Consider the following 12792-nt stretch of genomic DNA (forward strand, 5'->3'; position numbering starts at 1 on the left):
ACGAAAAATAAGCCCCGCCAGACGCGGGGCCAGTCGGGACAGAAGCTCAGCGGAGGGTGTAGGTCAGGCCCAGGCGGGGCTGCGCGAACAGGCCACCGAAGGTGGTGGAGCTGCCGTTGCCGCTGACGGTCATGAAGGAGTACCCGGCGCCGACTTCGAGGTACATGCCAAGCTCGGGGGTGGCGTAGAAGTTCATCCCGCCGATCAGGGTGGGGTTGAAGGCCAGCAGGTTCGCGCCGCTGTCGGTGGCGAACTGGGCGCCCAGGCCGGCGCCGGCGTACAGGTTGATGTCGTTGTAGGTGCTCACGGCGCCGGGGAACTTCACCAGATAGGCGAGTTCGCCACCGAAGCCCATGAGGTCCAGGCCGTGCAGGTTGGGGGTCAGGTCCAGCGCGGCGCGGACGCTGGAGAGCGCGTCCAGGCTGTAGGTGTACTGCAGGCCGACGGAGAAGGAGCCGTCCAGGTTCAGGGCCTCGCCCTGGTAGGTGTACCAGGGCTGGAGGTACCCGGCGCGGATGCCGAAGCTGTCGGCGCTGGCGGTGCTGAGGGCGGTGGAGAGCGTGAGGGCGGCGATGAAGGCTTTCTTCATGCGCCCACCGTACCTGAACCCCATGAGAAAAGTAACGATTGTTACGATCCGGTCGAGCGCGCCGCGTCCATCGTCGCCAGACGCTCCAGCGCCAACGCGAGGTCCGCCTCCGACTTGCAGAAGGCCAGCCGCATCACCCCGGGCACGTTCAGCGCCTGCGAGCAGAACGCCTGCACGGGAATGGCCGCCACACCCGCGTCCATCAGGGCCGCGGCGCTCCAGTCCGCCCGGTGCGCCGTCAGGAAGTACGACCCGCCGGGCCGGAATACCGTCACACCCAGCGCCTCCAGGCCGCCCGCCAGGATGTCCAGGCGCGCCGCGTACGAATCGCGCAGCGCCCCGTACAGCCCGCCCTCACGGGCGACCGGCAGGGCCCGAACCACCGCCCACTGGAACGGCGTGGGCGCGCAGAACGACGCCAGCTGCCGCACCCCCGCCAGCGAGGACGCCAGCCCGGGCGGGCACACGACCCACCCCACCCGCCAGCCGGTCGCCTCCAGCCGCTTCCCGGCGCTGCCCACCACGAAGGTCCGCTCCGGGGCCAGCGCCCGTGGGGACACCGGTCGCGGCCCGAAATACAGCTCGTCGTACACCTCGTCACTGACGATCCACAGATCGTGCGCCCGGGCCAGCGCCACCAGCGCCTCCACCTCCGCCGGGGTGAACACCAGACCGGTCGGGTTGTGCGGCGTGTTCAGCAGCAGCGCGCAGGTGCGCGGCGTGACCGCGCGGGCCACCGCGTCCAGGTCCAGGCGCCAGCCGAGCTGCGGGTCCAGGGCCAGCATCACCGGCACCGCCCGCGCCCCGGCCAGCTCTGCCTGCGGGCCGTACACGTCGAAGGCGGGCTCCAGCGTCAGCACCTCCCCACCCGGCGGGTACAGCGCCAGGGCGAGGGTCTGCAGGCCCTCGGTGGCGCCGGAGGTGACCAGCACGTCGGCCGGATCCACCCCGAACTCGGCGCCCAGCGCCTCACGCAGGGCCGGCAGACCGGCCGGCGGCGTGTACTGGTCGTGGCGTCCCACGGCCGCCCGGGCGGCGTCCAGCAGGAAGGCCGGCGGGGCCGCGGCCGGAAACCCCTGACCGAGGTTCACTGCGCCCCGCGCGGCCGCCTCGCGGCTGGTGCGGGCGAACACGCTTTCCTGAGCGGCCAGGGCACGGGGCTGAAGGGCAGGCATGCCGCCAGTGTAGGGAAGGGCGCATGCCCCCGGTGGGGCGTGGAAGGGCGCGCCCCGGCTCCCGTACACTGACGGTCCAGAGTGCCCCCACCCCGGAGCGGCGCGCCCTCCCACCGTCTTTCCTGCCTTCCGGTGTTCCCCGCCTGCCGCGTTCCCGGCCGGGAGCGGCCCCGGCTGCCCACTGCCCGGCCCCGCCTCTCCCCTGCCCCGATGGAGTTGCCCGTGCCGACTGCCCCCGACCTGCCAGGCGCCGCACCCCACCTCACCGCCCTGGGCCCGGCTGCCCAGAGCCCATGAGCCCGGGCCGGCCGGGCGCGCCGTCCCCAGTCCGTGGGCGGCGCCGGGCGCTGCCGCTGCTGGCCGGCCCGGACCTGACCCGCGTGTGGGCGCGCCGGCTCCGGCGCGTGTACCTGGCGGCTGCCGTGCCCGGCATCGTGGGGTCACTGATGGGGGTGCTGGCGCAGGCGGACGCCCCGGAGGACCTGCGGCGCCCGGACCTGCTGCTGCTGCTGGCCCTGGCGCTGACCCTGACCGTCTGCACGGCCCTGGTCGCCCTGCGGCGGCTGGAGACCGTGCGGGCCCTGCAGGTCACCTACGCCGTCTCGGCCGGGTACTTCCTGCTGGTGGTCGGGCAGAAACTCACGATGACCGTCGGCGCGCAGCAGCAGCTCAGTGCCGCCACCTTCTGGTTCCCGGTGCTGTTCATCACCGCCTTCGTCGCCTGGGACGTGCGGCCGGCTCTGCGCATCTCCGCGGTGATGTACGCCCTGACCCTGCTGCTCACCGGCCTGAGCCTGCTGGGCCAGCCCACCCCGGACCGGGCGCCGCTGGCCGTGAGCGCCCTGCAGTTCCTGCTGGCCCAGGGCGTGACCATCGCCCTGCTGACCAGTCTGGCGCACATGAAAGAACACCTGACGGAGGTGCGCACGCTGGCCTACATGGACGTGCTGACCGGCCTGCCCAACCGCCGGTACGTGGAGGAACACTGGACGCACGTGCGGCGCGGCGTGCGCACCGTGGTGCTGTTCGACGTGGACCACTTCAAGCAGGTCAACGACCGCCACGGGCACGCCGCCGGGGACGAGGTGCTGCGCGAGCTGGCGCAGCTGGTCCGCCGGATCACTCCCCGCACGACCCTGCTGGCCCGCTGGGGCGGCGAGGAGTTCCTGCTGCTGATCCCCAGGCAGCGTGCCGCGGAGGCGCAGCGCAGCGTGGAGGTCCTGCGCGCCGCCATCGCCGCGCACCACTTCACGGTGGGGCACGTCACCGCCAGTTTCGGCGTGGCGGACGGCACGGACCGGCACGCCCTGAGCGACTGCGTGCACCGGGCCGATCAGGCCATGTACCGCGCCAAGGAGGCCGGCCGCAACCGCGTCGAATTGACCCCCGGGCCCCCGCCCGCCCGGGTGTCCGGTGAAGCGCATCCCTGAGGGCCGGGCAGTCGTTCTCTAAAGAAAGTGTCTGCCTGCCCCTGCGGGAAAGGCCACCTGCACGGGGTTACGGTGAGGCTGGTGAGTCCCGCCCAGCTTTAGGGAACATGCCGGCGCCCCGGTGAACGTCCTGCCACCCCTGGCCTGACGCCCACCGGCCACGTTCACATCAGGTTGTCCAGGAGGGTCAATGAACATCACGGAACTCATGCAGTCGTACTTCGGCGCGGCCGCCGCCGGGCCGCTCGCCCGCGCCAGCGGCCTGGACGCCCAGGCCGCCCAGCGCGCCTTGAGCGTGGCCCTGCCCATGCAGGTGGACGCCCTGGCCGACCACGCCGCCACGCCCCAGGGGCAGGCGCAGATCGCGGACGCGATGCAGAACCTCCCGGCCTTCGGCAGCGTGCAGGACGCCCTGGACAGCGCCGACGGCGCCAGCAACCTGGAACGCGCCGGCGAACTGCTCTCACCTGCGCTGCTGGGCGGCCGCGGCGGCGTCATCCTGAACGCCGTGACCGGTCAGGCGAGCAGCGCCTCCCCGGATAGCCTGCAGAAGCTGCTGAACATGGCGCTGCCCCTGCTGCTGAGCTTCCTCGCGCAGCGCGGCCTGAGCGCCGCCGCCCTGACCGAAGTGAAGGGCACCCTCGGGACCCTGGACCTGAGTAGCACGCAGGCCACCCCGTCCGCAGCGGCCGTTGGGACCTCTGCCGGGCTGGGCGCGGTCACCGGGGCGGCGGGCCTGACGGCGGGCGGCCTGCTCGATCTGCTGAAGGCCGAGTTCAGTGGCGCGAATGCCGACCGGATCGCCGGTGCCGCCGGGTTCGGGGGCGGCGGCCAGCGGGCCACCATGGCCGCCCTGCCGCTGCTGCTGGGCGCCCTGAGCACCCGCGGCCGCACCGAGGCCGGCGCCTCCGAGGTGCTCTCCATGGCCCGTGGGTTCACCGGCCTGACCGACAGCGGCGGTCACCTGAACCTGGGTTTCCTGGACAACAACGCCGAAACCACCCGTGTGGAGGGTCAGGGCCGCGGGCTGCTGGGCAGCCTGTTCGGGAACGTGGATGAACTCACGGGCCGCCTGGGCAGCGCGCTGGGCAGCAGCGGCAGCAATGCCAGCCGGCTGCTTTCGCTGCTGGCGCCGCTGCTGCTGTCGGTGCTGGGCAGCCGCGCGGGCGCCGCGAACCTGGGGGCCGGCGGGCTGAGCGGCCTGCTGGGCGGCCTGGCGCCCCTGCTGCCGGGCCTATTGCCGGCGGGCATGAGCGGTTTGAGCTCGCTGCTGGGCACCCCGGCCGCCACGACCACCACGGTGGCGGCCACCCCCACGCGCGTGGAAACCCCCGTGACCCCGGTGGCGCCCACGCCCGCCCCGCGCCCGGTCGCGACGGCCACCACGAGTACCACCACCGTCACGCCGAAACGCGGCGGGATTCCCTGGTGGCTGATTCCGCTGCTGCTCCTGCTGCTGCTGGGCGGCTGCTGGCTGCTGCGCCCGCAGAACAACGAGGCCAGCGAGGGCACCACGCCCGCCGCGACCGAGCAGGCTGCCAGCATCCTGGTCACCAATCCCACCAGCGACGCGAACCTGCCCCCCGAGCCCTTCACCATGAGCGGCACCGGCCCGGCCGGTACGAGCCTGCGCATCGAGGACCAGGGCCAGGAGGTCGCCACGGCCAGCGTGGACGACAGCGGCAACTGGAGTGCCGAGCTGCCCGCCCCGACCGTGGGCGAGCACACCTACAGCGTGATCGGTGGGGAGAACGTCCGCAGCGAGTTCAAGGTGAACGTCACGGACGACGCGGCGGACACCGGAACCGGCACCGGTGACGCCGCCACGGACAGCACCGAGGAAGGCAGCGCGGATACCCCCACGGACGGGGATGCGGCCACCACCGATGACACCACGGGGGCCGATACCTCCACCGATGCGGCCACGGGCACGGACACTGCCGCGACGAGCCCCGCCACCGGCACCTTCGCGATCAGCGAACCGGCGGCCGACGCGACCCTGGCGGCCGGCGGCTTTACCCTGCGCGGCACCGGCACGCCCGGCGAGTCCCTGCAGGTGCTGGAGGACGGCACCAGCCTGGGCAACGTGACGGTCGGGGACGACGGCAGCTGGAGCCTGGACGTGCCCAGCCCCGCCGCCGGCGCGCACACCTACGCGGTGCAGGGCCCGGACGGCACCGAGCTGGGCAGCGTCTCCGCGACCATCGGCGAGGCCGAGGCGGGGGCCACCGCCGCGAGCTGCACGGATGAGTACAGCCTGAGCATCACCGACGGGCAGACCGTGAGCGAACCCTTCCGCTTCGGCGGGAAGGGCAGCGGCGAGGGGTACACCGTGACCGTGAAGCGCGGCGACCGGACCATCGGCACGAAGGACATCGCCCTGGACGCCACCTGCGGCTGGAGCTACCAGAGCAAGCCCGGCGCCGGCACCATCACGTACGAGGTGCGGCCCCTGGGGGACGCGGCCGCTGAACCGCTCAGCGCCGTGAACCTGACCGTCGACCAGTAAAGTAACTTTCTCTCCGCGCAACGTTTTGCCCCCGCCTGTGCGGGGGCGGTTTCATGCCGTGTGGCCGGTCAGGGGGCAAGCACCTGCACCTGACCGGCCACGAGCAGGGACAGGGTCAGGGGGTGCCCGCCGATCTGCAGGGTCAGGGTCCCCAGGGCGGTGTCCACGCTGAGCACCCGCAGGGCGGAGCCGGGCGTGAGGTCGGCGGCCATCAGGGCGCGCAGCTGATCGGCGTCGCCGTCCGGCACGCGCGCCACGGTGGCGGTGTCGCCCGGGGCGAGCTGCGTGAGGCGCCGTTCCGGGCGGTGCGGGACGCTGCCGTCCAGGGCGGGGATCGGGTCGCCGTGCGGGTCGTGGGTGGGGTCGCCCAGCCAAGCGGCGATGCGGGCCTCAAGTTTCTCGCTCAGGGCGTGTTCCAGGCGCTCGGCTTCCTCGTGCACCTCGTCCAGCGGCACGCCCAGCGCGCGGTGCAGGAACAGTTCCAGCAGGCGGTGGTGGCGCAGGACTTCCAGCGCGACCTGTTCCCCCTCGGCGGTGAGCTGCGCGCCCTGGTACGGCGCGTGCGACACGAGGCCCTGCTCGGTGAGTTTGCGCAGCATGCCGGTCACGCTGGCCGGGGCGACTTCCAGCGCGTCTGCGAGGGCCTGGGTGCTGACCTTCCCGGCGCGGCCCAGGACGTACAGGTGCTTGAGGTAGTCCTCGGCCGAGGGGGTGAGGGTCCGGGCGGTCATGCGTCCAGTGTAGGCGCCGGGGCGGCGCGGAACTTTTCCGGGGCGTGTCACCTCTAAGGTATGAGGTGACCTTGAATGACGCTCACAGCCATCTGCCGGACGTGGAGCTCGCGCGGCGCGCCGCGCGGGACGAGCGGGCCTTCGAGGTGCTGGTGAGGCGGCACGCGCCCGCGGTGCACCGCCTGGCGGCCGGCATGGTCGGCCCGGGCGCGGCGGACGACGTGGTGCAGGAGGTGTTCATCGCCGTGCACCGCGCCCTGCGGGGCTTCCGCGGGGACGCGCAGTTCAGCACGTGGCTGCACCGCATCACCCTGAACGCCTGCCACAAGGCGCTGGCCGCGCGGCAGACTCTTCCGTTCGGGGACGTGCCGGAGCCGGCCGCGCCGCACAGCCCGGTCCGGGCCGGGGAGCAGGCAGCGCTGCGGGACGCCCTGCACGCCGCGCTGGCTGCGTTGCCTGCCGATCAGCGGGAGGCGGTCACGCTGCGGGAACTGGGGGGCCTGGAGTACGCCGAGATCGCCGTCCTGACCGGGGCGGAACTGGGCACCGTGAAAAGCCGCATCAACCGGGGGCGCGCCGCCCTGCGGGCGTGGCTGAGCGGTGCAGGAGTGAAACCGTGAACAAGCATGACTGGACTGACGCCGACCTGGACGCCCTCTTCACGCAGGTGCGGGAACCCGGCGGGGACGCGGACGGCGCGGCCGACCGGGTGCTGGCCGCGCACCGGGCGCGGCAGGGGCACGCCCGGCACGTGCGGGCGGGGTGGGTGTCGGCGCTGCTCGCCTCGGCGGCGGTGCTGACCGGCGTGGCGGTCCTGAAGCCCGCGCCGGTCCTGCCCAGCAGCGCCGCCTACGCCGCGTACGAGAGTGCGGTGGGGGACGGCTGGTGAGGCGGGCGCTGGGGCTGCTGGGGCTGCTGCTGGCGCCGGGCGCCGGGGCGGCGGACCTGGACGACCTGCTGAGCGTGCTGGCGCAGGCGCGCGCGCGGGAGGTGCGAGGTGTGGCGCAGGTCACGGTGAACTTCCCGCCGCGCACCCCCCCGACCCGCGCGGCGAACCGTCTGCCCACCCTGCCGGTGCGGCCGGCGCTGCTGGCCCGCAACTTTAATGTGGTGCGTGTCGGCCCGGAGCTCCAGGTAGGTCGGACCGCGACCCGGTATGACCTGACCCCGAAGGCGGGAAGTGCGGCCCGCTGGGTGGTGTGGGTGGATCAGGCGTGGAACCTGCCGCTGGCCTTCGAGGAACGCGGCGCGGACGGCGCGGTGGCCCGCCGGGCACTGTTCACGAAGGTGAACCCGTCCCCGGTGAAGGCCGCCGTGAAGGTGCCGGCGGTGCCCCGGGGCCTGGGGGCGACCGTGGCCCGCGCCCTGCCGGGCCTGCGGCTCCCGCCGGGGTTCACGCCGGTGGCGCTGCGGCCGGCCGGGAACCGCTGGGAGGTGACGTTCTCGGACGGGCTGAACACCCTGGCCCTGGTCACCGCCGCGCGGGACGTGCAGGCCGCGCCGGGCGTGGCGTCCCGGCGGGTGGGGGCGGCGTTCGTGTGGCTGACCGGGAACCTCCCGGCCGCCGACCTGACGGCCGCGCTCTCCGGGGTGCGGCAGGTCCGCCCGGCCGAACTGGGAACTTTTTTCGCTGATCTCTCCTCTAATCCCTGAGGTGCCCATGACCCTGACCCCCTACACCCGGCCCCTGACCGCCGAGGACGCCGCGCACTTCCTGCGGCGCACGGCGTTCGGCGGCAACGAGGCGCAGCTCCGCGCCCTGACCGGCCAGTCCGCCCGGGCGGCGGCCCGTGACGCCCTGGCCTTCGGCCCGGCCATGAAGGCCGGCAACCCCTTTGACCCGGCGAGCGGCGCCACGCCCGGCGCGATGCTGCAACTCACCCGCGGCGCGTGGCTGTTTGAACTGCTGTACGGCGACTTTCCGCTGCGGGAGAAGCTGACGCTGACCTGGAGCAACCATTTCGTGGTGGGCACCGACACGGTCCGCAACCACCCCAGCCTGCAGGGGTACCTGGGCGTGCTGCGCCGGCACGCGGCGACCACGGACTTCACGGCGTTCGCGCTGGACGTGTCGCGCTCGCCGGCCATGCTGCGGTACCTGGACAACGACCTGAACCGCAGGGGCAAACCGAACGAGAACTTCAGCCGGGAACTGCTGGAACTGTTCACCACCGGCATCGGCCATTACACCGAGGAAGACGTCCGGGAGGGCGCCCGGGCACTGAGTGGCTGGACCTTCACCGGGGGCCGCGGCAACCAGCGGTACCTGGAAGAGCCGCAGTTCGTGTTCCAGGAGCGGCAGCACGACGCGGGCCGCAAGACGTACCTGGGGCAGAGCGGGAACTTCCGTCCGGAGGACGTCGTGCGCATCGCGGCGACGCACCCGGCCACGGCCGTGTTCGTGAGCCGCAAGCTGCACCGGGCGTTCGTGGCGGACGCGCCGGACGAGACGGCCGTGCAGGGCAGCGCCGAGACATTCCGCCGCACGAACGGGAACGTCCGGGCGGTGCTGGAGGAACTGCTGAGCAGCGAGGTGTTTTACGCGTCGCGGCAGCGGATCATCCGCTCCCCGGTGGAGTACGTGGTCGCGGCGGTGCGGGCGGTGGGCCAGCCGAAGCTGGACCCGAAGCAGGTGCTGAACCTCACGCAGACCGCGGGCCGCATGGGGCAGCTGCTGCTGCAGCCGGACACCGTGGAGGGCTGGACGGGTGGGCGCGCCTGGATCAACGACAACGTGCTCCTGACCCGCATGCAGCTGGCCGCCGCCCTGACCCTGGCGAACTCGGCCCCGCCGCTGCGGGACGTGCCGGACGCCTTGGTGCTGACCGGCCGGGAGCGCGACCCGGCGCTGGCCGGGCTGGGCAAGCTGAGCGTGAAACAGCGGACGTACCTGGGCCTGATCGCCCCCGAATTCCAGCTCGCCTGACCCGGGCCAGAGGAGAACCCATGACCACCCCCACGGACAGCCCGGCCCCGGCCGGTTCCGAGACGACCAGCACCACCCGCCGCGATTTCCTGAAACTGTCCGCGCTGGCGCTCGCCGCGACGAGCGGCATGCCCGGCTTCCTGGCCCGCGCGGCCGCGCAGGCGCAGGTGCAGGGCGGCGCGAAGACCCTGGTGGTCGTGCAGCTGACTGGCGGCAACGACGGCCTGAACACCCTGGTGCCGTTCACGAACGGCGCGTACTACGCGGCCCGCCCGAACATCGCCATTCCCAGGAAGGACGTGCTGGGCGTGACCGCCGACCTGGGCATGCACCCGGCGCTGCGGCCCCTGATGGGGCTGTGGGACGCCGGGCACCTCGCCTGGATGGAGAACGTGGGGTACCCCAACCCGAACCGGTCGCACTTTGCGAGCATGGCGATCTGGCACACCGCGGACCCCACGCAGGCGCAGCGGGACGGCTGGATCGGGCGCATGGCGGAGAAGATCGGGGACCCCTTCTGCGCCAGCAACCTGGGCGCGACCGGGCCGCAGGCGGTCCGCACGGCGCGCTTCGCGCTGCCCAGCATCGACAGTGTGAACGGCTTCCAGGTGAAACTGCCCGCCGGGCTGGAGGGCGCCTTCGACGCGCTGCTGGCCGCCCCGAGGCAGGGCGAGGCGGCGTACCTGTCGCAGGCGACCCGGCAGATGATGCGCAACACGGCGCGCGTGCAGGAAAACGTGAAGAAGTACCGCGCCGGGGCCACCTACCCGGAGGGGCGGTTCGCCACGCAGCTGCGGGACGCGGCGCGGCTGATCGCGGCCGGCATCGGGCAGCGCGTGATTTACGTGTCGCTGGGGGGCTTCGACACGCACGCCGGGCAGCGCGCCGAGCAGGACGAGCTGCTGGGCACCCTGGCCGGCGGCCTGAGCGCCTTCCACGCCGACCTGAAGGCGCAGGGCCTGGCGGACCGCGTGATCGTGATGGGCTTTTCCGAGTTCGGGCGCCGCGTCGCGGAGAACGACAGTGCCGGCACGGACCACGGCAAGGGCAGCGTGATGTTCGCGCTGGGCGAAGGGGTCAGGGGCGGCGTGCACGGCAGCAGTCCGGACCTGGAGACCCTGTCGGACGGGGACATCATCTACCGGCAGGACTTCCGCGGGGTGTACGCCGAGGCGCTGGAACGTTGGCTGGGCCTCAACGCCCGCGAGATTCTGGGCAGCGAGTTCACGGGGCCGCGGTGGGTGGCGTGAGGCCGCGCGCGGCCCTGGCGCTGCTGGCCCTGGCCGGGGCGGGCGCGGCGCTGGCCCTGCCGGGCTTCCGCCTGACCGCCATCCAGCAGTTTCACTACGACCAGGGCAACCCGCTGTGGGAGTACGACCGGAAGGTCATGTCGTGCGCGTACTGCCACGTGAAGGAGTCCGGTGGGGCACCCTGGAACGCGTTCGGGCAGGCGCTGCAGCAGCAGTTCCGGGCGGACGCCGCCGCCGTGCGGAAGAACAAGTTTCCGGCCGTGCTGTATGACCGCCTGAAGCTCATGCAGGACGCCGACGGGGACGGGTACGCGGACGCGCTGGAGGTGTACGCCCGGACGCTGCCGGGCGATCCGGCCAGCAAACCCGGCAAACCGGTCGCGGAGCTGGAGAAGGCCTTCACCGCGGCGGGCGGCGTGGCCCAGTACGCGCCGAAGGTGAAAAAGCCCTAGCGCAGCCGGCGTTCCCAGGTGATCCACATGGGTTCGGTGCGGTAACCCAGGCAGGTGTTCACGCGCAGCATGGGCAGGTTCAGGACGGTGCCGCCCGTGCCGGCGCGCGTGTACCCGCTGTCCTGGGCCCAGGCAAGCGCGCGGGCCTTTACCAGCGTGGCGAGCCCCCGGCCGCGGTGAGCGGGGTGGGTGGTGGTCAGGTCGCTGGACACCTCCCGCGCCTTCTGGAGGGGCCGGCCATCCGGCAGGGTCAGGCGGGTCAGGGCGACCAGTTCACCCCGGAAACGGACGACGAACACAGCCTCCTCGCGCGTCATCACGGCCTGCATGGCCTCACGCGTCAGGGGGGCGGCCGTGGTGGTGGGGTTGGAGGGGATGTCGCGTTCTCCCTGCCGTTGCAGGGCGTACAGCGCGGCCCACTCGGCGTCCGGGGCGTCACTCGGCCAGCGCTCCACCTCGTAGCCCTGCAGGTACAGGCGTTCTTCCAGCGGCTGGAAGGCCGCGAAGTCGAAGGTGCTCAGGTCCAGGTGGGCGCCCCAGGACTGCCAGGCGTTCCGGAACCCGGCCGACTGGAAGAGCTGCGTCTGTTCGGTGAAGTCCTCGCGGGTGACGCCCAGCAGCCGCGTGAAGCCGGTGGGCAGGTCGGCCAGCAGGGCCAGGTACAGGGGCGTGAAGGCCGCGCCGTCTCCGGCGAGGTTCAGGCGCAGGGCGTCCGGGGCGCTGTCCCCGAAGGGGTGCAGGCTGGCGGTGGCCGTGACCTCTCCGATGCCGTTCAGGGCGACGAGGTGCCGGCGCTGCGGGTCGGGGTTTTCCCGGAAGTGGTCGGCGGCGTAGGTCCACAGGCCGCGGGTGCTGCGGGTGTGGAGGTTGGCGACGGCTGCGGCGTCGGCGTTCTGGAAGGGGCGCAGGGTGAAGGGGTGGGCCATGCCTGCATGGTCGGGCAGTGGAGGCCCGAGAGCGAATTTGCGCCGTAGGCCAGATGGCGGAGGCGGTGCATATGCAAGCGGGCCCGGCAGGCTTCCCGCGTGACTGGGCGTGCATGGGGGCCGAGGATGCAATTCAGAGGTGGCGCACATTCACAGAAGCCTTGACAGAATTACGCACGGGGCGTATTCTGTTCTTACCGGAATGGAAGTGCCGTGAGTGCGCTTGTTCACCTGCCCGGACGTGGAGCCCCCAACCGCTCCGAACCCGCAGAAGACCGCGCCCCCGCCCCTCCGTAGCGAGTGAGGCGGGGGACGCGTGTGTCCCGCTTGACAGCCCCCCGGCCCGGCAGGAATCGTGATTCCATGACTGCCCCCGACCGCGAGAGCGCCCTGCTGGACCGCATGCGCACGCACCTGAGCACGCCCGGCGCCGCGCCCACCTACGTGCGGCTTCAGGAGGCCGTGCAGGGCGCCCTGAGCGCCGGAGTCCTGCGCCCCGGCGACGCGCTGCCCACCGTGCGGGCGGTGGCCTCAGCGCTGAAGCTGGCGCCGAACACCGTGGCCAAGGCGTACGCCGCCCTGGCCCGCCAGGGCCTGACCGAGAACCGGGCCGGGGCGGGCACCAGCGTGGCCGCCGGGGCCTGGGCGGGCCAGCTGGGACAGCAGGAGGCGCTGCGGGCCTTCCGGGCGCTGGTGCAGGAACTGCGGGCGGCGGGCCTGAAGCTGGACGACGCGCGGCGCGTGCTGGACGAACTGGAAGGCGAGCCGGAGGCCACCCGCGCTTTAAGTGTATGAACCACACTA

Annotated in this window: 13 protein-coding genes; 9 read left to right on the plus strand and 4 right to left on the minus strand. The window is 72.8% G+C overall.

The annotated features are described in order from the left end of the window. Positions 1–46: 46 nt before the first annotated feature. Positions 47–589, minus strand: coding sequence for a hypothetical protein (locus DFI_RS13470; protein ID WP_027464228.1), 543 nt, complete (start codon positions 587–589; stop codon positions 47–49). Between the two features lie 41 nt (positions 590–630). Then, the gene (locus tag DFI_RS13475; protein WP_027464227.1) at positions 631–1764 is read right to left on the minus strand and encodes a pyridoxal phosphate-dependent aminotransferase; all 1134 of its coding nucleotides are present in this window, start codon (positions 1762–1764) and stop codon (positions 631–633) included. A gap of 293 nt (positions 1765–2057) precedes the next feature. Here DFI_RS13475 and DFI_RS13480 point away from each other — a divergent pair, with 293 nt between their 5' ends. Beyond that, a complete protein-coding gene (locus tag DFI_RS13480; protein ID WP_051308297.1) occupies positions 2058–3194 on the plus strand; it encodes a GGDEF domain-containing protein in 1137 nt (378 codons plus the stop codon). A gap of 190 nt (positions 3195–3384) precedes the next feature. Next, positions 3385–5703, plus strand: a complete 2319-nt coding sequence (locus DFI_RS13485; protein ID WP_027464226.1) for a DUF937 domain-containing protein — start codon at positions 3385–3387, stop codon at positions 5701–5703. Positions 5704–5771: 68 nt separating this feature from the next. Here the strand turns inward: DFI_RS13485 and DFI_RS13490 are convergent, their stop codons facing one another. Then, positions 5772–6434, minus strand: a complete 663-nt coding sequence (locus DFI_RS13490) for a metal-dependent transcriptional regulator (RefSeq protein WP_022800789.1) — start codon at positions 6432–6434, stop codon at positions 5772–5774. A gap of 65 nt (positions 6435–6499) precedes the next feature. Here DFI_RS13490 and DFI_RS13495 point away from each other — a divergent pair, with 65 nt between their 5' ends. Genes DFI_RS13495 through DFI_RS13520 form a run of 6 tightly spaced genes read left to right on the plus strand, consistent with a single transcriptional unit; the run spans position 6500 to position 11062 of the window. Then, positions 6500–7054 (plus strand): sigma-70 family RNA polymerase sigma factor, encoded by a 555-nt coding sequence (locus DFI_RS13495; protein ID WP_027464225.1) that lies wholly within the window; start codon positions 6500–6502, stop codon positions 7052–7054. Next, positions 7051–7323 (plus strand): hypothetical protein, encoded by a 273-nt coding sequence (locus DFI_RS13500; RefSeq protein WP_027464224.1) that lies wholly within the window; start codon positions 7051–7053, stop codon positions 7321–7323. Before DFI_RS13495 ends, DFI_RS13500 begins: the two co-directional genes overlap by 4 nt. After that, on the plus strand, positions 7320–8087 hold the full coding sequence (locus tag DFI_RS13505; protein ID WP_081426017.1) for a transcriptional regulator: 768 nt from the start codon (positions 7320–7322) through the stop codon (positions 8085–8087). The genes DFI_RS13500 and DFI_RS13505 overlap by 4 nt, the downstream gene beginning before the upstream one ends. Positions 8088–8094: 7 nt before the next feature. Beyond that, the gene (locus tag DFI_RS13510; RefSeq protein WP_027464222.1) at positions 8095–9360 is read left to right on the plus strand and encodes a DUF1800 domain-containing protein; all 1266 of its coding nucleotides are present in this window, start codon (positions 8095–8097) and stop codon (positions 9358–9360) included. Between the two features lie 20 nt (positions 9361–9380). Beyond that, a complete protein-coding gene (locus tag DFI_RS13515) occupies positions 9381–10610 on the plus strand; it encodes a DUF1501 domain-containing protein (protein WP_051308294.1) in 1230 nt (409 codons plus the stop codon). Beyond that, on the plus strand, positions 10607–11062 hold the full coding sequence (locus DFI_RS13520) for a hypothetical protein (RefSeq protein ID WP_162899080.1): 456 nt from the start codon (positions 10607–10609) through the stop codon (positions 11060–11062). Before DFI_RS13515 ends, DFI_RS13520 begins: the two co-directional genes overlap by 4 nt. On the opposite strand, the gene DFI_RS13525 is transcribed toward DFI_RS13520, so the two are convergent. Further along, positions 11059–11988: a GNAT family N-acetyltransferase gene (locus DFI_RS13525; RefSeq protein WP_027464219.1), complete on the minus strand. Its 930-nt coding sequence runs from the start codon at positions 11986–11988 to the stop codon at positions 11059–11061. The two genes, DFI_RS13520 and DFI_RS13525, sit on opposite strands and share 4 nt — an antisense overlap. Before the next feature lie 363 nt (positions 11989–12351). On the opposite strand from DFI_RS13525, the gene DFI_RS13530 reads away from it, so the two are divergent. Next, the gene (locus tag DFI_RS13530; protein ID WP_051308292.1) at positions 12352–12783 is read left to right on the plus strand and encodes a GntR family transcriptional regulator; all 432 of its coding nucleotides are present in this window, start codon (positions 12352–12354) and stop codon (positions 12781–12783) included. The last annotated feature ends 9 nt before the right edge of the window (positions 12784–12792 follow it).

This window comes from Deinococcus ficus, assembly GCF_003444775.1.
In the GTDB taxonomy this organism is placed as follows: domain Bacteria; phylum Deinococcota; class Deinococci; order Deinococcales; family Deinococcaceae; genus Deinococcus; species Deinococcus ficus.

Bases quoted from the DNA above. Each gene is read 5' to 3' on its own strand.
- DFI_RS13470 (WP_027464228.1), bottom strand. From the start codon at position 589: ATGAAGAAAGCCTTCATCGCCGCCCTCACGCTCTCCACCGCCCTCAGC.
- DFI_RS13475 (WP_027464227.1), bottom strand. From the start codon at position 1,764: ATGCCTGCCCTTCAGCCCCGTGCCCTGGCCGCTCAGGAAAGCGTGTTC.
- DFI_RS13480 (WP_051308297.1), top strand. From the start codon at position 2,058: ATGAGCCCGGGCCGGCCGGGCGCGCCGTCCCCAGTCCGTGGGCGGCGC.
- DFI_RS13485 (WP_027464226.1), top strand. From the start codon at position 3,385: ATGAACATCACGGAACTCATGCAGTCGTACTTCGGCGCGGCCGCCGCC.
- DFI_RS13490 (WP_022800789.1), bottom strand. From the start codon at position 6,434: ATGACCGCCCGGACCCTCACCCCCTCGGCCGAGGACTACCTCAAGCAC.
- DFI_RS13510 (WP_027464222.1), top strand. From the start codon at position 8,095: ATGACCCTGACCCCCTACACCCGGCCCCTGACCGCCGAGGACGCCGCG.
- DFI_RS13515 (WP_051308294.1), top strand. From the start codon at position 9,381: ATGACCACCCCCACGGACAGCCCGGCCCCGGCCGGTTCCGAGACGACC.
- DFI_RS13525 (WP_027464219.1), bottom strand. From the start codon at position 11,988: ATGGCCCACCCCTTCACCCTGCGCCCCTTCCAGAACGCCGACGCCGCA.
- DFI_RS13530 (WP_051308292.1), top strand. From the start codon at position 12,352: ATGACTGCCCCCGACCGCGAGAGCGCCCTGCTGGACCGCATGCGCACG.